Origin of the sequence: Streptomyces sp. NPDC003038, assembly GCF_040611115.1 — a bacterium.
GTDB lineage: Bacteria > Actinomycetota > Actinomycetes > Streptomycetales > Streptomycetaceae > Streptomyces.
Genome location: NZ_JBEXNN010000001.1, coordinates 294700 through 316265, shown reverse-complemented (window position 1 = coordinate 316265; position 21566 = coordinate 294700). Strand labels below are relative to the sequence as shown.

Sequence of the window (21566 nt, the reverse complement as noted above, 5' to 3'; positions counted from 1 at the left end):
TGGCCCGATCACTCACCCTCCGGCGCGTCGCGTGCGCCGGGTGAGGCGTGTGTGCAGGGAGCGGGCGGAGGCGTCCGTGAGGGCCGCGATCTGGTCGATGACCGCCCGCTTCCTGGCCTTGTCGTCCGGGGCCGTATCGAAGATCGCCCGGAACTGCGGGTCCAGCCCCTCGGGGGCGCGGGCGCTGAGCGCCTCGGCGAGTTCGGCCAGGACGATGCGCTGGTCGGCGCGGATCCGCTCCTGCTCGTCGCGCTGCATGACGTACAGGTCGGCGACCGCCTTGAGCACCGCGCACTCGTTGCGCGCCTCGCGCGGGATCATCAGCTCGGCGGCGTACCGCGTGAGGCGACCGGAACCGTACGCCTCGCGGGTGGCGCCCTCGGCGGCCAGGCAGAACCGGCCGATCAGCTGGCTGGTGGCGTCCTTCAGGCGGGCTTGGGCGACGGCCGAGCCGTCGTACCCGTGGGGCCACCACTCCTGTTCCATCAGCCGGTCCAGAGCCTCGCGCAGCTCCTCCGGGGAGGTGTCGGCGGGTACGTACCGGCCGATCGCGACCCGCCAGATCGCGGCCCGCTCGGGCTCCGCGAAGAGCAGATTGGGGTCGAGGTGGCCCGCGTGCAGGCTGTCCTCGAAGTCGTGGACGGAGTAGGCGACGTCGTCCGCCCAGTCCATGACCTGCGCCTCGAAGCACTTGCGGTCGGCGGGCGCCCCGCGGCGCAACCACTCGAAGACCGGCAGATCGTCCTCGTACGCCCCGAACTTGACCGAGTCGGGGTCGGTGGGGTGGTCGCCGCGGGCCCAGGGGTACTTGGTGGCGGCGTCCAGACAGGCCCGGGTGAGGTTGAGGCCGACGCTGACGAGCTCGCCGCTCGACGGGTCGGGCACGAACCGCTTCGGTTCCAGACGGGTCAGCAGGCGCAGCGACTGGGCGTTGCCCTCGAAGCCGCCGCAGTCCTTGGCGAACTCGTTGAGCGCCTCCTCGCCGTTGTGCCCGAAGGGAGGGTGGCCCATGTCGTGCGAGAGGCAGGCGGCCTCGACGAGGTCGGGGTCGCAGCCGAGGGCCGCGCCGAGCTCACGGCCGACCTGGGCGCACTCCAGTGAGTGAGTGAGCCGCGTACGGGGGCTCGCGTCCCAGTCGTACGAACGGCTGCCGGGGGTGACGACCTGCGTCTTCCCGGCGAGGCGGCGCAGGGCGGCGGAGTGCAGCACGCGGGCGCGGTCGCGCTGGAAGGCGGTGCGCCCGGGCCGTTTGTCGGGCTCGGCGGCCCAGCGCTCGGTGGCGGCCGGGTCGTAGGGCTCGTTCGGATCGTTTGCGGGGGCCAGTGCGGTGCCTTCCATGCCTTCCATGGTGAGACGTTAACCGGAAACACCGACAATCCGAGCAATCCGAACGGCGCCGCCGCCGACACCGAGTGCTTCTCTCCGGCGGGCCGGTCCTTATGCGGTGGCCAGTTCCAGGGGCCGGCCCGGGCTCCGGCCGCGGCTCTCGTCCCGGCCCCGGGCGAGGGCCTCGTCGTACCGCTGGAGGACGAGGCGGGCCAGCGCCGGGTGCGCGCCGATGGGGGCGGCGGCGGGGCCGGACGCGGCGGCGGCGCTGTGGGTGGCGAAGCGGCCGGGGGCGACGAAGTAGGAGGCGACCGCGACCCTGCGGTGCCCGCGGGCGGCCAGCGCCCGGACGGCGTCGGGGACGGCGGGAGCGGCGGTGGAGGCGTAGGCCGGTACGACGGCCACGGAGCCGAGGCGTTCGGAGAGCAGGGCGGCGGTCGTGCGGGTGTCGGCGGCGGAGTCGGGGTCGCGGGACCCGGCGGCGGCCAGGACCACGGCGGTGCCGGGGGTCCAGCCGCCCTCCAGGAGTCGTTCGAACAGGGCCTCGACGAGCAGCGGGTGCGGGCCGAGCGGGGCGGCGACGCGGATGCTCAGATGACGTGCCCGGGCGCCGGCCGCGGGGAGATCGCGCTTGACGTGGTACCCGCGGCCGAGCAGCAGGGGGACGAGCACCGCCGAGCCGGGGTCGTGCTCGGCGAGGGTGTCGTCGAGCAGCGGCCGGTTCAGTTCGATGTGCCCGAGCCGGACGTCGAGCCGGGGGCGGAGCTCGCGGACCCGTTCGAGCAGCGCGAGGGCGGTGTGCGGGGCGCGCGGGTCACGGCTGCCGTGGGCCACTGCGACGAGGGTGGGCTGCATGTCTGGACTCCGTGGGGCCGGGCGCGCGGCGGGCGCAGCCCGCTGAGCTGCGAACCGAGTTGGGTGGTGATCCGGGTCAGCAGCTCGGCGGCGCTGCCGAACGGGAGGGGGAGGGGCAGGGTGTCGGGAGGGTGCACCGGCTCCGTCATGGACCGATCCTGCGCGAGGCACGTTGCCGGGGCGTTGCGGCGGGGTGACGGGTGTTTTCCGGCTGCTCACTCGATGATTCGTACGGGTGAAAGGTGGGAGGTGTGGAACTGGGGGCGGGGGCCTGTTCGTCAATCCGTGCGAACGACGCGCGAGGCGTGGGGTGTGGGACATGGGTGCAAGGGGGGATCGGTCATGGAGATGCCGGGCTGGGTACGGTCGGCGGCGCGATGGCGGCGGAGCCGGCCGGGGCGGCCGAAGCTCCCGGGAGGGGCCGTGGCGGCGAAGCCGTTGAGGTGGGCGAAGCCGTCGAGGTGGTGGCCGGGGCTGTCGGCGTCGCCCGGAGTGCCGGGGTTGCCGCGAGGCGTGGGGGCGCGGCGGCGGGCGGTGCAGATCGTGATGGCGGGCTGCGTGCTGGCGCTGCTGCCGTCGGCGTGGACGCACGCGGCGGCCGCGGACCGGCTGCGCACCACTGCCGACGCGCCCGCCGCCGAGGTCGCCGTGGTGTTCGGGGCCGGTTTGTGGAACGGCCGGCCCACCCCCTACCTGGCCGACCGGCTCGACGCGGCCGCCGAGCTGTACCGCACGGGCAAGGTCAAGGTCGTGCTGGTCACCGGGGACAACAGCCGCACGGAGTATGACGAGCCCGACGCGATGCGCACCTACCTCACCGAACACGGGGTGCCGGACGAGCGGATCGTCAGTGACTACGCAGGCTTCGACACCTGGGACTCCTGCGTGCGGGCCAAGGAGATATTCGGCGTCGAGCGGGCCGTGCTGATCAGCCAGGGCTTCCACATCCGCCGGGCGGTCGCCCTGTGCCAGGCCGCGGGCCTGGACTCGTACGGCGTCGGGGTGGCCGACGTACACGACGCCACCTGGTACTACGGCGGTACCCCGAGGTCTTCGCGGCGGGCAAGGCGGCGCTGGACGCGGCCTTCAAGCCCGCCCCGCGCTTCCTGGGGCCGAAGGAACAGGGGGTGTCGCGGGCCCTCGCGGCTCTGACGGACTGACGCGCCCCCTGGCGGTGGGGCGTGCGCGGCCCGTCCAAAGATCGGCGCGGTCGAGCGCGCCGTGGACGGCGGCTGGACCGCCGGGCCCACCGTGCGCCACCTCACCGGACGGTGACACCGGCGCTGAGGGCGCCGTACCGGAGGTGTAACGGACGGCTGCGGCCCACGTAACACCGGCGGCGCAGGCTGTCCGGTATGCACACTCCGGAAGCAGCCGCCACGGCCACGCACTGCCCGTACTGCGCGCTGCAGTGCGGAATGGTCCTCCGACCCGATCCGGGCGGTACCACCGTGGCGGTGGAGGAGCGCGCCGACTTCCCCGTGAACCGGGGTGCGCTGTGCGGCAAGGGCCGCACCGCTCCCGCCGTGCTCTCCTCCCGGGTGCGCCTGACGCAGCCGCTCGTCCGCACCCACGCCGGGCAGCTCGCGCCCGCCACCTGGGAGGAGGCCCTCGACGCCGTCGCCGAGGGCCTCGCCCGCACGGGACGTACGTACGGCCCGGACGCCGTCGGGGTCTTCGGCGGGGGCGGACTGACCAACGAGAAGGCGTACGCGCTCGGCAAGTTCGCCCGGGTCGCCCTGCGGACCTCGCAGATCGACTACAACGGCCGCTTCTGCATGTCCTCGGCCGCCGCGGCCCACCAGCGGGCCTTCGGGCTCGACCGGGGCCTGCCCTTCCCGCTGGAGGACATCCCCCGCACCGGCTGCGTCATCCTCGTCGGCTCGAATCTGGCCGAGACCATGCCGCCCGCCCTGCGCTACCTCACCGAGCTCAGGGCGAACGGCGGCACCTTGATCGTCATCGACCCGCGCCGCACCCGCACCGCCGAGCAGGCCGACCTGCATCTGGCCCCGCGCCCCGGCACGGACCTCGCGCTCGCCCTCGGCCTGCTGCACCTCGTGGTCGCGGAAGGCCGCACGGACGAGGAGTTCATCGCCGAACGCACCACCGGCTGGGAGGAGGCCCGGGCGGCCGCGATGGCGCACTGGCCGGAGCTGGTGGAGCGCATCACGGGCGTTCCCGTGCCCCGCCTGCGCGAAGCGGTGGCGATGTTCTGCGCCCCGTCCTCCGCGATGGTGCTGACGGCCCGCGGCCCGGAACAGCAGTCCAAGGGCACCGACACCGTCGGCGCCTGGATCAACCTGTGTCTGGCCACCGGCCGGGCCGGCCGGCCGCTCTCCGGGTACGGGTGCCTGACCGGCCAGGGCAACGGGCAAGGCGGCCGGGAGCACGGCCAGAAGGCGGACCAGCTTCCCGGCTACCGCAAGCTGACCGACCCGGCGGCCCGGGCGCACATCGCCGGGGTCTGGGGAGTCGACCCCGACAGCCTCCCCGGCCCGGGCCGCAGCGCGTACGAACTCCTCGACGCCCTCGGCACGGACGTCCGGGCCCTGCTGCTGATGGGTTCCAACCCGGTGGTCTCGGCGCCCCGCGCCGCCCACATCGAGGAGCGCATCCGCTCGCTGGACTTCCTCGCGGTGGCCGACGTCGTCCTCTCCGAGACGGCGGCCCTCGCGGACGTGGTCCTCCCGGTCACCCAGTGGGCGGAGGAGACCGGCACCACCACCAACCTGGAGGGCCGCGTCCTGCTGCGCCGCAAGGCCCTCGACCCGCCGCCGGGCGTCCGCACCGACCTGGAGGTGCTGCACGGCCTGGCCGGCCGGCTCGGTGTGGAGAAGGGCTTCCCCACCGCCCCCGAGGAGGTCTTCGACGAACTGCGCCGCGCCTCCGCCGGCGGCCCGGCGGACTACTCGGGCATCACCTACGCCCGCATCGAGGCGGAGCAGGGCGTCTTCTGGCCCTGCCCCGAGGACGGTTCCGGGGCGCAGGGCACCCGCCGCCTCTTCCTGGACCGCTTCGCCACCGACGACGGCCGCGCCCGCTTCGTCGCCGTCTCCCACCGCGACGCCGCCGAGATCCCCGACGCGCAGTACCCGGTCCTGCTCACCACCGGCCGCGTGGTCGCCCAGTACCAGTCCGGCGCCCAGACCCGGCGGGTGGACGAGCTCAACGCGGCGGCCCCCGGCCCGTTCGTGGAACTCCACCCACGCCTCGCCGCCCGCATCGGCGCGGTCGACGGCCGCCCCCTGGCGGTCATCTCCCGCCGCGGCCGCGCGGTGGCCCCGGCCCGCATCACGGACACCATCCGCGCGGACACGGTTTTCATGCCCTTCCACTGGCCGGGCGAGGGCCGCGCCAACACCCTGACCAACCCGGCCCTGGACCCGATCTCCCGCATGCCGGAGTTCAAGGTCTGCGCGGTCCGCGTGGAACCGGCCGACTGAGCCGCTGCGGCCGTGCGGCCGTGCGGCCGTGCGGCCGTGCGGTCGTGCGGTCGGACCGCCGGGGGCGGGCTACCCCGGCACGCCGGAGATGCCCCGGTACTCCTTCTGGAAGGAAGTCCTCGCGCGAACTCCCGCTCCCGTGAGCGTTCGTGACCGTCTCCGGCGAGGGCCCGGCAAGGGCCCGACCGGGTCACCCGGGACTCCAGGGCGGCGCGGTCGAAGCCCGCCGCCCGCCGTCCGCCGCCGTGGCAGCGGGCTCTCGTGGCTAGTGCTGTGACCGTGCGGTCCCGCAGGGTGCAGCATCGGCCGCGACACCGTCCGGCACCGTGCCGGCACGATGTGCGTCACCTTCAACTCCCGTGCCACGGCCCACGCGTCGAGGCGCACGGGCCAGTGCCGCCGGATCCGCGCAGCGCAGCGCACCGGCACGTGGGTTTCGTACGCAGACATGAAGTCGATCTTCTCGGACATGCTTCCGATCCGCATCGGGGTTCTCGGCGGCGGGTAACCATCCGGTCACGCACCGGACTCAGAAAGTGCTCGCACGCCCCTCGTGGCGGCGATGCGCCGTGCCCCACACTGAGGTGCGGTGCCCCCTTCCTCGGAGCCCAGGAGGTCGCCCCCGTGCAGACCCAGACCCTGACCGTGAACGTGAGCGTGAGCGAGTACTCGGAGGCCGTGAGAGCCGAAGGGGCCGCAGGGGCCGAAGAGGCCGGGACAGAGGCCGAAGCCGTGGACGACGAGCCCGAGCCGCTGGAGCTGATCGAGCAGGTGCCGGAGCAGCGCAGGCGCAGCGGCGACAGCGGGGGCGGAGCGGCTCCTTCCGCGGATCTGTTCCGGCAGTACCTCCGCGAGATAGGCAGGATCCCGCTGCTCACCGCCGCCGAGGAGGTCGATCTCGCCCGGCGCGTCGAAGCCGGGCTCTTCGCCGAGGAGAAGCTCGCCAGCGCCTCCGATCTCGACTCCCGACTCGCCCTCGACCTCGACAAGCTCGTCGTCATGGGGCGCATGGCCAAACGCCGCCTGATCGAGTCGAATCTGCGGCTCGTCGTCTCCGTCGCGAAGCGGTACGTGGGCCGCGGGCTCACCATGCTCGACCTCGTGCAGGAGGGAAACCTCGGGCTCATACGGGCCGTTGAGAAGTTCGACTATGCCCGCGGGTACAAGTTCTCCACCTACGCCACCTGGTGGATCCGGCAGGCGATGTCCCGGGCCCTCGCCGACCAGGCCCGGACCATCCGCGTGCCCGTCCACGTCGTGGAGCTGATCAACCGCGTCGTCCGGGTGCAGCGCCGCATGCTCCAGGAGCGAGGGTACGAGCCCACCGCCGAAGAGGTCGCCGTCCACCTGGAGCTCACCCCCGAGCGGGTCATGGAGGTGCTCCGCCTCGCGCAGGAGCCGGTCTCCCTGCACGCCCCCGTGGGCGAGGAGGACGACGTGGCGCTCGGTGATCTGATCGAGGACGGTGACGCCGCGTCACCCATGGAGTCCGCCGCGTTCTTCCTGCTGCGCGAGCACCTGGAAGCCGTGCTGTCGACCCTCGGCGAGCGCGAGCGCAAGGTCGTCCAGCTGCGCTACGGACTGGCCGACGGGCGCCCCCGCACCCTGGAGGAGATCGGCCGGATCTTCGGCGTGACCCGTGAGCGCATCCGCCAGATCGAGTCGAAGACCCTCAACAAGCTGCGCGACCACGCCTTCGCCGACCAGCTCCGGGGCTATCTCGACTGACCGGCCGGGGTGCCCTGCGCCGGGGCACCCCGCCCCGGACTCAGTCGACTTCCGCGACCGCCTGCGCGAACTGCGCCGCGTACAGCCGTGCGTACGCGCCCTGCGCCGCCAGCAGCCCTTCGTGCGTGCCCTGTTCCACGATCGAGCCGTTCTCCATCACCAGGATGACGTCGGCGTCGCGGATGGTGGACAGCCGGTGCGCGATCACGAAGGACGTCCGGCCGTGCGCGAGGCGCGCCATCGCCTTCTGGATCAGCACCTCGGTACGGGTGTCCACCGAGCTCGTCGCCTCGTCGAGGACCAGGATCACCGGGTCCGACAGGAACGCCCGGGCGATGGTGATCAGCTGCTTCTCGCCGGCGCTGACGCCGGCGCCCTCGTCGTCCAGCACCGTGTCGTAGCCGTCCGGCAGGGTGCGGATGAAGCGGTCCGCGTGCGCGGCCCGCGCCGCCTCCTCGATCTCGGCGCGCGTGACCTCGCGCGAAGCACCGTAGGCGATGTTCTCCGCGAGGGTGCCGCCGAACAGCCAGGTGTCCTGGAGCACCATGCCGATGCCGCTGCGCAGTTCCTCGCGCGTCATCTTCCCGATGTCCACCCCGTCGAGGGCGATCTCGCCGCCCGTGACCTCGTAGAACCGCATCAGGAGATTCACCAGGGTCGTCTTGCCGGCGCCCGTCGGGCCGACGATCGCGACCGTCTGGCCCGGCTCGACCCTCAGCGAGAGGTTCTCGATCAGCGGCTTGTCCGGCTCGTAGCGGAAGGCCACCTTGTCGAGCGTGACCTGGCCGCGCAGCTCCTCGGGACGCTCCGGCACCTCGGCGTCCGGCTCCTGCTCCTCGGCGTCCAGCAGCTCGTAGACCCGCTCCGCCGAGGCGACGCCGGACTGCACGAGGTTCGCCATCGACGCGACCTGGGTCAGCGGCATCGAGAACTGGCGCGAGTACTGGATGAAGGCCTGCACGTCACCGATGGACAGGCTGCCCGAGGCGACCCGCAGACCGCCGACGACCGCGATCAGCACGTAGTTGATGTTCGAGATGAAGAACATCACCGGCTGCATGATGCCGCTGACCAACTGCGCCTTGAAGGTGGCCCGGTACAGCGCCTCGTTCTGCTCGGCGAAGAGGGCCGCGGACTCCCTCTGGCGGCCGAAGACCTTGACCAGCGTGTGGCCCGAGTACATCTCCTCGACGTGGGCGTTGAGCGCGCCCGTCGTCTTCCACTGCGCCACGAACTGCGGCTGCGACTTCTTGCCGATCTTCGCCGCCACGTAGATCGAGACCGGCACGGTCACCAGCGCCACCAGGGCCAGCAGCGGTGAGATCCAGAACATCATCGCCAGCACACCGACGATGGTCAGCAGCGAGTTCAGCAGCTGCCCCATCGTCTGCTGGAGCGTCTGGCCGATGTTGTCGATGTCGTTGGTGGCCCGGCTCAGCACCTCGCCGCGCTTCTGCTGGTCGAAGTACGACAGCGGCAGCCGCGACAGCTTCGCCTGCAACTCCTCGCGCATCCGGTACACGGAGCCGTTCATGACGTGGTTCGACAGCCGGGTCGCGACGAGCATCAGCAGACCGGCGAGGGTGAAGACCACCAGCGCCCAGAGCGCCACGACCCCGACCGCGCCGAAGTCGATGCCCTTGCCGGGGGTGAAATCGGTGCCGGACAGCATGTCCGCCATCCCGTCCCGGCCCTCGGCGCGCATCGCGTCCAGCGCCTGCTGCTTGGTGGTGCCGTCCCGCATCTCCCGGCCGACGATCCCCGCGAACACCAGGTCGGTGGCCTCACCGAGGATCTTCGGGCCGACGACCGCACAGCCGACGCTGCCGATGACGGCGGCGACCATGCCCCACAACTTGGCCCGGTCCTGCGCGAGCTGGCCCAGCAGCCGCTTGCCCGAGCCCTTGAAATCCATGGACCGCTGGGCCGGCCCCGTCATCATCCGTCCTCCGGGCCCGCTCATGCGGCCTCCGCCTCCGTCAGCTGGGAGAGCACGATCTCCCGGTAGGTCTCATTGCCGGCCATCAGCTCGTGGTGCCGCCCCTCGCCCACGACCTGACCCGCGTCCAGGACGATGATCCGGTCGGCATCGCGGATCGTGGAGACCCGCTGGGCGACGATGACCACGGTCGCGTCCTCGGTCTCCCGGGCGAGCGCCGCGCGCAGCGCCGCGTCCGTCGCGTAGTCGAGGGCCGAGAAGGAGTCGTCGAAGAGATAGATCTCCGGTCGCTGCACCAGCGTGCGGGCGATCGCCAGACGCTGGCGCTGACCGCCGGAGACATTGGTTCCGCCCTGGGTGATGGCGGCTTCCAGGCCGCCCTCCAGCGCGGACACGAACTGCTTGGCCTGCGCCACTTCCAGCGCCTGCCAGAGCTCCTCGTCGCTCGCGCCGGGGCGCCCGTAGCGCAGATTCGAAGCGACGGTTCCGGAGAACAGGTACGGCTTCTGCGGGACCAGGCCGACCGTCCTGGCCAGCAGTTCGGGGTCCAGGCGCCGTACGTCCTCCCCGTCGACCAGCACCGCGCCGCCGGTCGCGTCGAACAGCCGCGGGACCAGGCCCAGCAGCGTGGACTTGCCGCTTCCGGTCGAGCCGATCACCGCGGTGGTCTCGCCGGGGCGGGCCACCAGGTCCACTCCGCGCAGGACCGGGGCCTCGGCGCCCGGGTAGCGGAAGTCGGCGCCGCGCAGCTCCAGCCGTCCGCGCCGGGCGAGCTCGCGCACCGGGTCGACGGGCGGGACCACGCTCGACTCGGTGTCCAGGACCTCCTGCACCCGCTCGGCGCACACCTCGGCGCGCGGCACCATCATGAACATGAAGGTGGCCATCATCACGGACATGACGATCTGCATCAGGTAGGCGAGGAAGGCCGTCAGCTGGCCGATCTCCATGCCCCCGCTGTCGACGCGCATCGCACCGAACCAGATGACGGCGACGCTGGAGATGTTCACGACCACGATGACGGTGGGGAACATGAAGGCCAGCAGCTTGCCGGCGGCCAGCGAGACACCGGTCAGGTCCGTGTTGGCGTCGCGGAATCGATCCTTCTCGTAGTCGTCGCGGACGAAGGCGCGGATGACCCGGTTGCCGGTGATCTGCTCGCGCAGGACCCGGTTCACGGTGTCCAGGCGTTCCTGCATCTGCCGGAACAGCGGCCGCGTCTTGAAGACGACCGCGCCGACGGCGAGCCCGAGGACGGGGACCACGGCGAGCAGCACACCGGACAGCTTCACGTCGAGCGAGATCGCCATGGCGATACCGCCGACGCACATGATCGGCGCCGAGACCATCAGGGTGAACGACATCAGCACCAGCATCTGGATCTGCTGCACGTCGTTCGTCGTACGGGTGATGAGGGACGGCGCGCCGAACTGGCCGAGCTCCCGCGCGGAGAAGCTCTGCACACGGTCGAAGACGGCGGCGCGCACGTCCCGGCCGAGGGCCGCGGCCGTGCGCGCGCCGTAGTACACGGCCCCGACGTTGCAGACGAGCTGGACGAGCGAGACGCCGAGCATCACCGCGCCGAAGCGCAGGATGTAGCCCGTGTCGCCGTTGACGACACCCTTGTCGATGATGTCCGCGTTCAGCGTCGGCAGGTAGAGGCTCGCACTGGTCTGTAGTAACTGCAGCAGGACCAGCAGAGCGATGGGTTTCCGATACGGACCCAGGCGGGTCCGCAGAAGTCGTATGAGCACGCGCAGGCTCCGGTCGGCAAGATCGAGGGGGGTTCACCCCAATCTTGGGCCAACCGGTGGCCGATCCCCACCGCATTTAGCAAAGGCCGGTCAAAAGGAGTAGTCCACCGGGACCGGGCGCCCTAGACGGCCCCGGGAAGGCGAGGCTCCCGGTCTCCCGGTCTCCCGGTCTCCCGGTCTGTCGGCCGCCCGGTCTCCCGGTCCTAGAAGGCGCCGGGGTGGATCTGCTCCCGCGTGGCGATGTACTGCTGGCGCACCGCCTGCCAGGCCGGGAACTCCTCGCCCGGCTCGAAGACCTGCGCCGCCGGGGCGGGCCAGACCGGCGGGGTGTGCGGGGCCAGCGTCCCCTGCCGCACCCCGAGCGCCCATGCCGCCTGCCGCGCCGCGCCCAGTGCCGCGTAGTCGGCCGGCGCCGGTACGACGATCTGCGTGCCGAAGAGCCCCGGTGCGGCGGCCTGTACGGCGGGAAGCTCGGCCGCCGCCCCCAGCAGGAACACCCGCCGGATCTCGACTCCGCGCGAGCGCAGCACGTCCAGGGCGTCCACCAGCCCGCACAGCATGCCCTCGAAGGCGGCCCGCGCCAGGTGCTCCGGCTTCATCGAGTCCCGCCGCAGCCCGGACAGGGTCCCGGCGGTGTGCGGCAGGTTCGGCGTCCGCTCACCCTCCAGATACGGCAGCAGTACGAGGCCGTGCGCGCCCGGCGTCGACTTCAGCGCGAGCTCGGACAGCCCCTCCAGATCGGTGCCCAGCAGCTCGGCGGTGCCGCGCAGGGCCCGTACGGCATTGGAGGTGTTCACCACCGGCAGGTGCATGCCGCCGGCGTCGGCCAGGGAAGTGATCAAGCCGCCCGGCTCGGGCAGCGCCTCGTGGTGCACCGCCATCACGGAACCGGAAGCGCCCAGGGAGACCACCGCGTCGCCGGGTCCCAGCCCGAGCCCGAGCGCGGCGGCCATGGTCTCGCCGGTGCCGGCGGAGATGAGCAGCCCCTCCGGGGTGGTCCCGGCCGCATCGGCCGGGCCGAGCACCTCGGGCAGCAGCGCCTGGTGCCCGAGCGCCAGCTCGACCAGGTCGGGACGGTAGGAGCCGGTGGCCGCCGACCAGTACCCGGTGCCGGAGGCACCGCCCCGGTCGGTGGTCCGCCGGGCCGGGCGCCCCAGCAGCTGCCAGACCAGCCAGTCGTGCGGCGACATCACCACGGCCACCCGGCGGGCCGCCTCCGGCTCGGTGCGGGCGAGCCAGGCCAGCTTGGCGATCGGCTGCGCGGAATGCGGAACGGAGCCGACCGCCTCGCTCCAGGCCTGCCGGCCGCCCAGCGCGTCGATGAGATCGGCGGCGGCCACCTGGCCGCGCTTGTCGTTGCCGACCAGCGCGGGGCGTACGAGCCCGCCCTGCGCGTCCAGCGGCAGCACGCCGTGCTGCTGCGCGGAGACGCCGATGGCCTGGACGCCTTCGAGGAGCCCGCCGCCGGCGGCCTCGCCGAGCGAGAGCAGCCAGGCCTGCGGATCCGTCTCGTGCGGGTTGGCGCCGTCGGGGTCCCCGGCGGGCTGTGGATGGGGTGCGTACCCCTGGCGCAGCACGGCACCCGTTTCGGTGTCGCAGACGACGATGCGAGTGAAGGCGGAAGAACTGTCCAGCCCGGCGACTATCCCCATGCGGAGAATTCTGCCGCACGCCGGGCCGGGCTCCACCGCCCGGAGCCCCCGGGATCCACAGGACCCCGGGGCCTCACGCACCTCAGGTGTTGCTCGTGCCCCAGTCGTCCTCGGCGCCTCCGCCGCCGACCCGGTCGCGCAGCCTCCGTACCCGCCCGGCCACGACCGGGACGGCGTCGCCGACCTTCTCGCTCACCGTGGCGAACGCCTTCCCGGCGAACTGGCGCCCGTTCTGCCCGGCCGTCTCGGCGGCGTTGCGCACCGCCGGGTTCTGCGCGAGCTGCCGCGCGGACTTCTTCAGCTGCTCGTACCGCTCGCGCCCGGCCCGGGTTCCGAGCACGTACCCGAGGGCCAGTCCGACCACGAACGTGACCTTGTACCGCATGCCTGCCACCCTTCGTCGTGTGGTGCCCGGCCCGCTCTGGATACCGATTGGCGGAGCACCCCCCTGCTTGCGCTAATCTATGACTCGCAACGGGCGCTCGCCCCCCGGCAACGCCGGAGGTGGACTGTCCGATGCACCGCAGCAATCCCCTGTAGCTCAATTGGCAGAGCAGCCGGCTGTTAACCGGCAGGTTACTGGTTCGAGTCCAGTCGGGGGAGCGCGGTCCCCTGTAGCTCAATTGGCAGAGCATTCGGCTGTTAACCGGAGGGTTGCTGGTTCGAGTCCAGCCGGGGGAGCAAGGCAAGGGGAAGAGGAGGGCCCAATGGGTCCTCCTCTTCTTCTTTTCTTCTTTTTCTTGCCCCGGCCGGGAACCGGGCAGCCTTCGGCGCGGTCTCTCTGAACAGGCGAAGCCGATCATGCGAGGCATCCGAGGCAGGAGATCGTATGAGCGGCTATGCTGCGGCAGACGGCGCGCACACATGTACGCGCCACGCCGTGAAGGGGCGGTAGCTCAGCCGGTTAGAGCAGCGGACTCATAATCCGTCGGCCGTGGGTTCGAGTCCCACCCGCCCCACCGCACACCAGGTGTGCAGAAACGATCTGACCAGCATCTTTGCTGGCGACGCGAGTCACTACGGTGATCCTGGCGGCCCTCCGGGGCCGCCTTTCGCGTTCCATAGGCGCTGCGGGGACACAGCGGGGACGCGAGGGGGTGGACGCGGGGACGGGCGTCACCCGGTGCCGACAGAAGCCTTTCGTGCGCCTGCCAGGAAGCGGCGCGCTGGCTCGTCGCGGCCGCTCGCCGATGTGCGGTCGATCACGAGACGAACCAGCGCCGAGTTGGCCTTCTGGTCCTCCGGGATCCGATCGGCGAGGTTCTCGCTGCGGATGACCTCGTACCCCTGTTCCGTGCAGTACGTCTGAAGCCACGCCTCGGCCGCCTCGACCGCACGCTCAGGCGTTTGGACCTCCGTGTGGATCCGGCCGAAGACCTCACCGTCGGCGGTCGCTTGAACCTCAACGGTCCAGCGCGACTTCTGCGCCGTACTGGCCGCGCTGGCGAACAGCACCGCCACGTCCTGCGCGAAGACGCTACCGGGGATCTTGAGGGCCTTCTTGACCGTGTAGGAGACCTCACCGCCGCGAGGCACGACTGCGACCGTCGACTCGGCCTCGGTCCGGAACAGCTCGGGCAGGACGCTGGTGTAAGTGTCCGAGGTGATCTGCCGTGAGCTGTGGCCAAGCCGCTCCTGGACCACCTTGATGTCGGCACCGGCGAGCAGGGCGAGGCTTGCCGAGAGGTGGCGCAGGTCGTGCAGGCGTACGGGCGGGAGGCCGGAGAGCTCGACCAGCCGCTTGAACCGCCGGCTGATCCAGTCGGGATGGAGCGCGGCGCCGTTCTCCATGGTGAAGACACAGCCTGATTCGACCCACGCCTCCTGACCCTCCCACTGCGAGCGTTCGCGCTCTTGGCGGCCCCGATGCGCGGCCAGCACCCGGCCAGAGTGCGTGCTGATGCTCATGGTGCGGACGCTGTCGGCCTTCGGCTCCTCGCCGTAGACGCGGTAGGCGAATTCAACGAGCTGGGCCGAGATCCGCATGGACAAGTTGGTGAGGCTGACTTCCGCCCAGGGGAGGGCTGCCATCTCGCCGCGGCGCGGCCCGAGGAAGGTGAACGTGTCCCACAGGGCGTAGAGGCGGTCATCCGCCACGAAGTCCAGGAACGCCCCGGCTTGCTCGGGTGTCCAGACCATCACCGGGCCGGGCCTCTCGCCCGTGCGCTGCCAGTGCTCAACCCGCTCGCGCGTCCACACGAGCGGCTTCGGCCGCTTGACGGATGGCAGCTCGATGAGCGACGCCCAGTTGGTCGTGTATTCGCGCCGCTTGATCCCGTTGTTGAGGAACGAGCTCAGGGTGGCGTTGATGCGGTGGAGCGTCGCTGGCCCTGTGATCTTCCGCAGGCCCCGACGTCCCTCTCTCAGGGCAGCGTTGGCGTCGAGATAGGCGCTGCGGGCCTGGCGCCGTTCCTCACCCTTGCCGGAGGCTCGTATCCAGGATTCCTTCGCGGCATCGCGTGCTTCGGTGAGCTCTACGACTCGGCCGTGGTGGAGCAGGCGTTCGGCATTCTCCTTCTTGATGGCGGCATACATCGCTTCGACGTGCCGTACGTGGAGGTCCTTGCGCTTGATGTGTCCTAGGTGGGGCATCAGGTAGAGCCGGATGTGCCCCTCGTACCCGTGTGAGGTGGTTCGGGCGAGGCTTGCCTTCCGCTCTACCCAGGCGTTGAGGTCCTTGCCCACGGTGGCCGAGCTCAGGACGTTTGTGCCGCCCTCGACCTTCTTCAGCTCCTTCTTGGCCTCCTCCTTGGCATCGTCCTGCGTCTTGAAGCCGCCGCGGCGCACTCGCCGGCGCTTGCCGTTCTCACCGGGCTCCAGCTCAAAGTAGAAGTACCAGGTCGAGTGCCCCTTTCGCCTGCGCTTCGGGCAGGTAGCTCCGACCTCCTTCATCTTGGGCGTGCCATCGCTCAGGAGCACCGGCTCGCCGGCGTCGTTGAGGACCGGGACCTTGCACGTGCACCTCCTGAAGTAGCTGACGTCAGTCACGACTCTCCCCCTGCTGATGTGGCCTGTGTGCTGATCTTTGCCGCTCTGTGAGACATGGTGCCCCAACACTGGAGTGTTGGAGTATTCTTATGACTACGTTGGCGTGGGGGAGAACGCGACGGCGAGATGACAGTGAAAGAGAGTTCGGGAACCGGCTCCGCAGCCGCTGGGATGACCTTGGAGGAGCTGCTGGCCCTTCCGCCGACGGTCAACGTGTCGACGGCGGCGCGGGCGCTCGGCATCGGTGTGCACAAGGCATACGCCTTGATCAGGTCAGGTGACTTCCCCGTGAAGACGCTGCCGCTCGGCGGTACGACGCGCGTGCCAGCTGCCGCCCTGTGGCGTGCGCTGCAGGTTGAACCGCCGGGCCGCTAGCTGCGGCGGCGGTCTTCGATCTTGAGACGGAGCGTGCCATTGGTACGGACCGTGACCTAGGATCGGCCCGCCACGGGGGAGAACAAGAAGAGATCGGACGGAACCGCATGCCACGGCTCTACGGATTCGAGGACAACTCGCGGCGCCGCCTCCACGAAGACGAGGTCGGGCCGCTGCGAGAGATGGCCAGCCGCGCCCTTCTGGACCCTCCGCAGTCCGACGGGGATATCGCTGTGTGGGCCAACGCCCAGGGCTACCGCGGGACCCTCGGGGGTGAATGGAAGGATGCGAGCATCGGCCGCCTCCTTAAGAACCCCGCCATCGCTGGCCTGAGGCGAGACGAGAGCGGTGAGCTGGTCGACGCCGGCCACCCCGGGGCCATCACCCCTGCGGAGTTCATGGCGCTGGAGGAGCGCCACGCCAAGCGGAAGAGGGCAACGCCCGACGCCCCCTACTCCTATCTCCTCACGGGAGACGTAGGGGGCATCGCTTCGTGCGGTAAGTGCAAGCAGCATCTGACCGGAGCTCGCAACAACGCGGGGAGCCCCGGGTACCGCTGCCGTCCGAAGGACAAGCAGGGAGTGGGCGGATGTGGGGAGGTCCGTGTGAACGCGGAGCTCCTTGAGACCTACGTCGCCGAGTACCTCGTTGCCGAACTCCTCAAGCCGGACGTGCGGGCGAGCATTGAGGCCGCACAGGAAGCCGCTCGCGTGCAGGTCGAGGACCTCAAGAATGCGATTGCGGAGCTGGAGGAGCGAGGACGCGAGGTCGCGGAGCTGTACGGCCGTCGGCAGATAGGCCGAGACGCCTTCCTTGCCGCTCAGAACGCCGCGACCGACGAGCTCAAGGTCAGTCGAACCCGCCTCCGGTTCGCGGAGCAGATGGCGAACTTCAAGCTGGGCGGCGCCCGAGACCTCGTTCGGTGGTGGAACACGGCCCCGCACGCCTCCAAGCAGGCCATCGCGTTGCTGCTCCTGGAGGGCGTGCGGGTGTTCCCGGCCAGCGCGAAGGGCGTGCGAACGATCGAGCCCGGCCGCGTGGTGTTGGACTGGCGGAAGGGCCGCGTTACGCAGTGACCTGGTCAGCCTTCCGCTGAGTGAGTCGCCGGCCGACCATGGCCATCGTGAGACCGGTGATCAGAGCCACCGTTGCCAGGCCGGCGAGGAGAGGGGAGATGATCTCTTCGTACCGCAACGGCCAGGGGTGCCGGAGGTAGTGGAGCACCAGGTACGAGCCCTTGCTGATCGCGTAGGCGACGCCGAGGCAGGCTGCGGCCGCCGAGGTGGCGAGACCTCGGCAGGTCCAGGTGTGGCCGCGGCGCGACGTCGACAGGGCCATGCCGGAGCAGAGGAAGGCGATCTCGCCGCACGTGATGGCAACGTAGGTCAGGTAGACCAGAAGGTAGACGGTCACGCCGGGTTCCTCCGCGAAGGCGGTGGTGAACTCCATCTCGGGCCCAGTGGTCGCGATGAACAGCGGCAGCATTGCGGCCAGCACGGCGATGCCAAGAGCGACCCGCGCGTAGAGGCTGGCCTTGAGCACCTCGTAGTTATACGACCAGTCCACCAGCATCAGCTGGAGGCTTCCACACCACAGCACGGCGCAGATGTGTGCCCCGAGCTTGGCCGAGTTGTTCATGCCGGTCAGGCCTTCAAGCAGGCTCTCGACCGCCGGCACGGCCAAGAGGACGCCGATCGTGCAGACACCGAAGGCAACTGCGCGGGCGGCGCGGGCGATCCGGTACTCAGTCCGGTCACGCAGCCGCCAGGCATCTCGGGCGGAGCACCACGTCCCCACGATCCCGACCAGAGTGCATATGCCAAAGACGATGCCGTCCATGATGGTCTTTCAGAGTCCTTCCAAATCAGAGACGGCCCGATCGGCAGCCTCGGTAAACGACAGTCGGCGACGCCGGCCGGGTCGCGGCGGCTCCACCATGGGCGGCAGCTCCGGCACCTCCGGGATGTTGGTGTCGGCCTTACCGTGTCGTTTTCGGATCGCGCGTGCGGCCTCCAAGAGCTCCGCGGCGCCCGTTTCCCCCAGGTCGTGGATCAGCCGCAACGCCTCCCGGGCGTCCGCCTGCCCCTCGTAGACCTCCAAGGAGGTCAGGCCGTTGTACCCGGGAAGGAAGAAAGCTACCGGAGCGTCGAATGCCCGTGCGAGTCCGAGGGTCTGTGATGTTTTCGGGTCGTTCTTCTCGCCATTGAGGAGGTCGGCGATGACCTGGTGGGTCATCGCCGGCTTGCCGCCGGGAGTGGCCGCAGTCGCAGCCTCCAGGGCGCGCAGGCTGGGGCTTTTGCCGACGCGGCCAGCCTTCCGACGCAGCAGCAATGCCAGCTTGCTCGCCAGTGGGATGTCGGGGCCGGAGGGCATAGGCGGGTCCTTCGTGGCGGCCACCCGAGCGGCCGCGATGGATGATAGCGGGTTGGCTGGATTGCGGCAGCCAGGGCTAGTTGGGAACGTGTCGGTCCGATCCATTGTCTATCTTCATTGACATTAGGTCACTCTCCGAAGCAGGATCGTTGTAGATCCGTTGGATCATGATGCTAGAGGTGCGGGCATGCCCGCACCTCTGGGCTGCGGCGGTGCTGAGCGCACCGATGTACGCCAAGGTGTGCCGCGTACGGAGGTGTGTCGGGATCTATGTCCCGCTGCGGAGGGTGGGGGAAGTGACTGTGCAACACGGAGGGGTGCGGCGTGGCGGTCGAACTGGAGAGGGTGCTCGCGCGACTGGGGGAGTCGCGCGGCGAGGTGTTCGTAGACCTCGGAAACGACGCGGCGCATGACCTGCTGGCCGCCCTTGCGATCGTCGCCCCCACGGCGGTTCCCCGCCGGCCGCCGCATCCACCCCGCGCAGCCTCCGGGGCTTGCGGGGGTGCAGAGTGAGCCGGGCCCGGCGTGACCTTCCGGTCGCGCCGGGCCTTTGACGTGCAGAAACTTTCAGGCAAATGTGGACCCACCTCAGGAGTGCATATAGAATAGAACTACAAGGAGCGGGGAGGAAACCTCACTCCGAACGACCTCTTGGAGAATCGGATGGGTACCAAGACCGCCAGCCTCAAGCTCGCTCAGATCCACCGCAACGAGGGTCAGCCTCGCGAGCACTTCGACGAGGCCGAGCTCAAGGAGCTGGCCGACTCGATCAACGAGCACGGCCTGCTCCAGCCGATCGTCGTTCGTAAGCGCGAGAAGGGTGGCTACGAGATCGTCGCCGGCGAGCGCCGCTTCCGGGCCCACGAGATCGCGGGCAAGATCACCATCGATGCCCGGATCATCACGGGTAACGACGGCGAGGCCATCGATGATGCGGCCGCCTTCGAAAAGGCCATGGTCGAGAACATCAACCGAGCCGACATGCTGCCGCTCGAAGAGGCCAAGGGCTTCAAGAAGCTCGTCGACATGCAGGGTTCGGACGTCGAGCTCAAGGACGCCGTCCAGATCGTCGCCAAGAAGGTCTCGAAGACGGTGCAGTACATCAACGCGCGCCTCGCCCTCCTCGGCCTGAGGCCCGAAGTCGCCGCCGCCGTGAACCTTGGCCACATCGGCACCCAGGCAGCCGTCCAGATCGCCGCGCTGACCAAGGACAACCAGAAGGGCGTCTTCGAGAAGTGGAAGAAGGGTGACCTGACCGACAACCAGCTCGTCCACATCGCCTACGCCATGCGCAAGCAGGAGAAGGCGGCGACCCAGGACTCCATGGTCGAGGTCGAGGAGATGACCCCCGAGCAGAAGGCCGAGCGCACGAAGGAGACCACCAAGACCAAGACGGCACTCGACGAGATCGAGCGTCTGTGCGGCCTGCTGGAGGACGTCGCGAAGACCGACGCCCAGCACCTGTCCAAGCTCCTGGCCGGGGAGGTTAGGCAGCGCCTGGAGCAGCTGGACCGTGCCGCCAAGCGTCTGGAGAAGGCGCGCTTCCAGGTCCGACAGGCCGTAGCGCACGCGGAAGCCAGCGCGATCATCGTCAGCGCCGAGGCGGAGGCGCCGGACCTCGCCGCCGAAGCGGAGGCCCTGATGGCGGCAGCTGTCGAGCCGGAGGGCGGCGCCGACGCGGGATCGGACGCCGAGCAGGAGCCGGAGGGCAATGCCGCCGCTGATGAGGAGTCGGAGACGGTAGCGGGCGACACGGAGTCGACCGAGACCGCCGCCTGATCGACCAGTCCAGGGCGGGCGGCCTCAACGGCCGCCCGCCCTTCTTCAAGGAGCCCACAGTGATCAACGACATCCACCACATGCGCAACGTCAACCAGTGCCTGTTCACGGCCGCGGAGGCGGGCAACGCCCTCAAGGAGTACGACCCGAAGGCTCAGGAGCTTGTCGAACGCGCGGCCGGACGCCTGGCCTCCGCCCGCGTCGGCCAGGGGGACGGGGCCGCTCAGGAGGCGGACGACCTCACGCGTGCTGCCACGGCCGAACTCCTGGGCGCGGCCGGTGGCTCCGTCTCCGTACGGTTCGCGCTCATGGTCGCGGCCCGTCTCGTCGAACTCGAAGCCGAGCTGATCCAGGCGCGCGCAACCTCCGTTGGCGAGTCCGGCATCGAGGGCCGGTCGTGAAGATCGACGCCGACGTACTGGACACCATCCGATTCGCGCGCTGCGACGGGCCGATCCTGTTCCTCAGCGGCCAGCTCGAAGACCGCCTCTACCAGCGCGTGAACCTCGCGCTCTCGGCGGTCGGGGGAAGGTGGGACCGCTGGAAGTGCGGCCACGTCTTCCCCGTCAACGCGGCCGACGCCATTGCCGGTCTGCTCGCCGAAGGGGAGGTGACCACCGACGCCGAGCGCGGCTACTTCCCCACGCCGCCCGCCCTGGTCGACGAGGTTCTCGACCTTGCGGACTTGCAAACAGGACAAGAGGTCCTCGAACCGTCCGCCGGTACCGGTGCCATGGCTGAGCGGATCGCTGACCGCGGCGCCGTGGTCGACTGTGTCGAACTTGACCCGAGCCGCGCCGAGATCATCCGAAGCCGCGGCTCCGCCCGGCAAGTGACCGTGACCGCGCGCTATGACCGTGTGGTCATGAACCCGCCGTACGTCAAGCAGCTCGACATCCGCCACGTACAGCGCGCACTGCGGTGGATCCGCCCCGACGGGCTGCTCGTAGCGGTGATGTTCGCCGGTCTCACCTTCCGGACCAACGCACTGGCAGCGGACTTCCGCAGCCAGGTGCGCGAGGCCCGCGGCACTATCACGCCGCTTCCGGATCACTGGTTCAAGGGCGTCCGGACCGTCCTGACCGTGATCCCGGTGCGCTCGCAGTTGCCCGTGCTCGCGCGGGGCCCCGCCGAGGCGCCGGAATCGGAGCAGAGGGCATCTCAGGACGGCCTCTTCTTACACCGAAAGATAGATACCAACACTGACTAGTGTTAGTGTCTACTTGCTGGCCGGTGGTGCGAGGCCGCCGACCAGCGACGCCGTGGCATGCGGCAACTCCTCGGTGCCTGGCGGGTGGCCAACCCCCCGCGCCCTGCTCGCCAGGCACCGGCCTCGTTCCAAAGCGAGACC

At 70.3% G+C, this 21566-nt stretch carries 16 protein-coding genes, 3 tRNA genes and 1 pseudogene; 11 read left to right on the top strand and 9 right to left on the bottom strand.

What is annotated here, in order from left to right:
* Window positions 1-12: 12 nt before the first annotated feature.
* Window positions 13-1347 carry a deoxyguanosinetriphosphate triphosphohydrolase gene (locus ABZX75_RS01490; protein ID WP_355406597.1) on the bottom strand — a complete coding sequence of 445 codons (1335 nt, stop codon included), beginning with the start codon at window positions 1345-1347 and terminating at the stop codon, window positions 13-15.
* Window positions 1348-1437: 90 nt separating this feature from the next.
* Window positions 1438-2181: a sirohydrochlorin chelatase gene (locus ABZX75_RS01485; RefSeq protein ID WP_355406595.1), complete on the bottom strand. Its 744-nt coding sequence runs from the start codon at window positions 2179-2181 to the stop codon at window positions 1438-1440.
* A 546-nt stretch (window positions 2182-2727) separates the two neighbouring features.
* On the opposite strand from ABZX75_RS01485, the pseudogene ABZX75_RS01480 reads away from it, so the two are divergent.
* The 3 genes and pseudogenes from ABZX75_RS01480 to ABZX75_RS01470 all read left to right on the top strand — a co-directional run bounded on the left by ABZX75_RS01480 (window position 2728) and on the right by ABZX75_RS01470 (window position 7355).
* Window positions 2728-3341, top strand: a pseudogene (locus ABZX75_RS01480) (ElyC/SanA/YdcF family protein).
* Between the two features lie 195 nt (window positions 3342-3536).
* Entirely contained in the window at window positions 3537-5627 is a 2091-nt protein-coding gene (locus ABZX75_RS01475) for a molybdopterin oxidoreductase family protein (RefSeq protein ID WP_355406593.1), read from the top strand.
* Window positions 5628-6251: 624 nt separating this feature from the next.
* Window positions 6252-7355 carry an RNA polymerase sigma factor gene (locus ABZX75_RS01470; protein ID WP_355406592.1) on the top strand — a complete coding sequence of 368 codons (1104 nt, stop codon included), beginning with the start codon at window positions 6252-6254 and terminating at the stop codon, window positions 7353-7355.
* Window positions 7356-7395: 40 nt separating this feature from the next.
* On the opposite strand, the gene ABZX75_RS01465 is transcribed toward ABZX75_RS01470, so the two are convergent.
* The 4 genes from ABZX75_RS01465 to ABZX75_RS01450 form a co-directional block, all read right to left on the bottom strand.
* Window positions 7396-9318, bottom strand: coding sequence for an ABC transporter ATP-binding protein (locus tag ABZX75_RS01465; protein ID WP_355406590.1), 1923 nt, complete (start codon window positions 9316-9318; stop codon window positions 7396-7398).
* Entirely contained in the window at window positions 9315-11048 is a 1734-nt protein-coding gene (locus ABZX75_RS01460) for an ABC transporter ATP-binding protein (RefSeq protein WP_355406588.1), read from the bottom strand. The genes ABZX75_RS01465 and ABZX75_RS01460 overlap by 4 nt, the downstream gene beginning before the upstream one ends.
* A gap of 203 nt (window positions 11049-11251) precedes the next feature.
* Window positions 11252-12700: an FGGY family carbohydrate kinase gene (locus ABZX75_RS01455; RefSeq protein ID WP_355406586.1), complete on the bottom strand. Its 1449-nt coding sequence runs from the start codon at window positions 12698-12700 to the stop codon at window positions 11252-11254.
* 82 nt (window positions 12701-12782) lie between these two features.
* Window positions 12783-13085, bottom strand: a complete 303-nt coding sequence (locus ABZX75_RS01450; RefSeq protein WP_355406584.1) for a YtxH domain-containing protein — start codon at window positions 13083-13085, stop codon at window positions 12783-12785.
* A 145-nt stretch (window positions 13086-13230) separates the two neighbouring features.
* On the opposite strand from ABZX75_RS01450, the gene ABZX75_RS01445 reads away from it, so the two are divergent.
* From ABZX75_RS01445 to ABZX75_RS01435, 3 genes are all read left to right on the top strand, one after another.
* Window positions 13231-13303 (top strand) — tRNA-Asn (locus ABZX75_RS01445).
* Window positions 13304-13308: 5 nt separating this feature from the next.
* A tRNA-Asn gene (locus tag ABZX75_RS01440) sits at window positions 13309-13381 on the top strand.
* A 204-nt stretch (window positions 13382-13585) separates the two neighbouring features.
* Window positions 13586-13659, top strand: a tRNA-Ile gene (locus ABZX75_RS01435).
* Window positions 13660-13816: 157 nt separating this feature from the next.
* Here ABZX75_RS01435 and ABZX75_RS01430 read toward each other — a convergent pair.
* On the bottom strand, window positions 13817-15688 hold the full coding sequence (locus tag ABZX75_RS01430; RefSeq protein ID WP_355406582.1) for a site-specific integrase: 1872 nt from the start codon (window positions 15686-15688) through the stop codon (window positions 13817-13819).
* A 171-nt stretch (window positions 15689-15859) separates the two neighbouring features.
* Between ABZX75_RS01430 and ABZX75_RS01425 the strand changes: the two genes are divergently transcribed.
* Complete coding sequence (locus ABZX75_RS01425; RefSeq protein ID WP_355406580.1) at window positions 15860-16063, top strand: DNA-binding protein; 204 nt, start codon at window positions 15860-15862, stop codon at window positions 16061-16063.
* 107 nt (window positions 16064-16170) lie between these two features.
* Window positions 16171-17139 carry a recombinase zinc beta ribbon domain-containing protein gene (locus ABZX75_RS01420; protein ID WP_355406578.1) on the top strand — a complete coding sequence of 323 codons (969 nt, stop codon included), beginning with the start codon at window positions 16171-16173 and terminating at the stop codon, window positions 17137-17139.
* Here the strand turns inward: ABZX75_RS01420 and ABZX75_RS01415 are convergent.
* Window positions 17129-17902 (bottom strand): hypothetical protein, encoded by a 774-nt coding sequence (locus ABZX75_RS01415; protein WP_355406577.1) that lies wholly within the window; start codon window positions 17900-17902, stop codon window positions 17129-17131. The genes ABZX75_RS01420 and ABZX75_RS01415 overlap by 11 nt on opposite strands.
* Before the next feature lie 9 nt (window positions 17903-17911).
* Window positions 17912-18436, bottom strand: a complete 525-nt coding sequence (locus ABZX75_RS01410) for a hypothetical protein (RefSeq protein ID WP_355406575.1) — start codon at window positions 18434-18436, stop codon at window positions 17912-17914.
* 663 nt (window positions 18437-19099) lie between these two features.
* Here ABZX75_RS01410 and ABZX75_RS01405 point away from each other — a divergent pair.
* From ABZX75_RS01405 to ABZX75_RS01395, 3 genes are read left to right on the top strand one after another with little or no spacing between them, the layout of a single operon-like run.
* Entirely contained in the window at window positions 19100-20215 is a 1116-nt protein-coding gene (locus ABZX75_RS01405; RefSeq protein ID WP_355406573.1) for a ParB/RepB/Spo0J family partition protein, read from the top strand.
* Between the two features lie 59 nt (window positions 20216-20274).
* Window positions 20275-20616, top strand: a complete 342-nt coding sequence (locus ABZX75_RS01400; protein ID WP_355406571.1) for a hypothetical protein — start codon at window positions 20275-20277, stop codon at window positions 20614-20616.
* A complete protein-coding gene (locus tag ABZX75_RS01395; protein WP_355406569.1) occupies window positions 20613-21425 on the top strand; it encodes a class I SAM-dependent methyltransferase in 813 nt (270 codons plus the stop codon). Before ABZX75_RS01400 ends, ABZX75_RS01395 begins: the two co-directional genes overlap by 4 nt.
* The last annotated feature ends 141 nt before the right edge of the window (window positions 21426-21566 follow it).

What these genes read in the sequence shown, in the direction of transcription:
- ABZX75_RS01490 (WP_355406597.1), bottom strand. Translation starts at nt 1,347, where the DNA reads ATGGAAGGCATGGAAGGCACCGCACTGGCCCCCGCAAACGATCCGAAC.
- ABZX75_RS01455 (WP_355406586.1), bottom strand. Translation starts at nt 12,700, where the DNA reads ATGGGGATAGTCGCCGGGCTGGACAGTTCTTCCGCCTTCACTCGCATC.
- ABZX75_RS01410 (WP_355406575.1), bottom strand. Translation starts at nt 18,436, where the DNA reads ATGCCCTCCGGCCCCGACATCCCACTGGCGAGCAAGCTGGCATTGCTG.
- ABZX75_RS01475 (WP_355406593.1), top strand. Translation starts at nt 3,537, where the DNA reads ATGCACACTCCGGAAGCAGCCGCCACGGCCACGCACTGCCCGTACTGC.
- ABZX75_RS01415 (WP_355406577.1), bottom strand. Translation starts at nt 17,902, where the DNA reads ATGGACGGCATCGTCTTTGGCATATGCACTCTGGTCGGGATCGTGGGG.
- ABZX75_RS01420 (WP_355406578.1), top strand. Translation starts at nt 16,171, where the DNA reads ATGCCACGGCTCTACGGATTCGAGGACAACTCGCGGCGCCGCCTCCAC.
- ABZX75_RS01465 (WP_355406590.1), bottom strand. Translation starts at nt 9,318, where the DNA reads ATGAGCGGGCCCGGAGGACGGATGATGACGGGGCCGGCCCAGCGGTCC.
- ABZX75_RS01405 (WP_355406573.1), top strand. Translation starts at nt 19,100, where the DNA reads ATGGGTACCAAGACCGCCAGCCTCAAGCTCGCTCAGATCCACCGCAAC.
- ABZX75_RS01425 (WP_355406580.1), top strand. Translation starts at nt 15,860, where the DNA reads ATGACCTTGGAGGAGCTGCTGGCCCTTCCGCCGACGGTCAACGTGTCG.
- ABZX75_RS01450 (WP_355406584.1), bottom strand. Translation starts at nt 13,085, where the DNA reads ATGCGGTACAAGGTCACGTTCGTGGTCGGACTGGCCCTCGGGTACGTG.
- ABZX75_RS01485 (WP_355406595.1), bottom strand. Translation starts at nt 2,181, where the DNA reads ATGCAGCCCACCCTCGTCGCAGTGGCCCACGGCAGCCGTGACCCGCGC.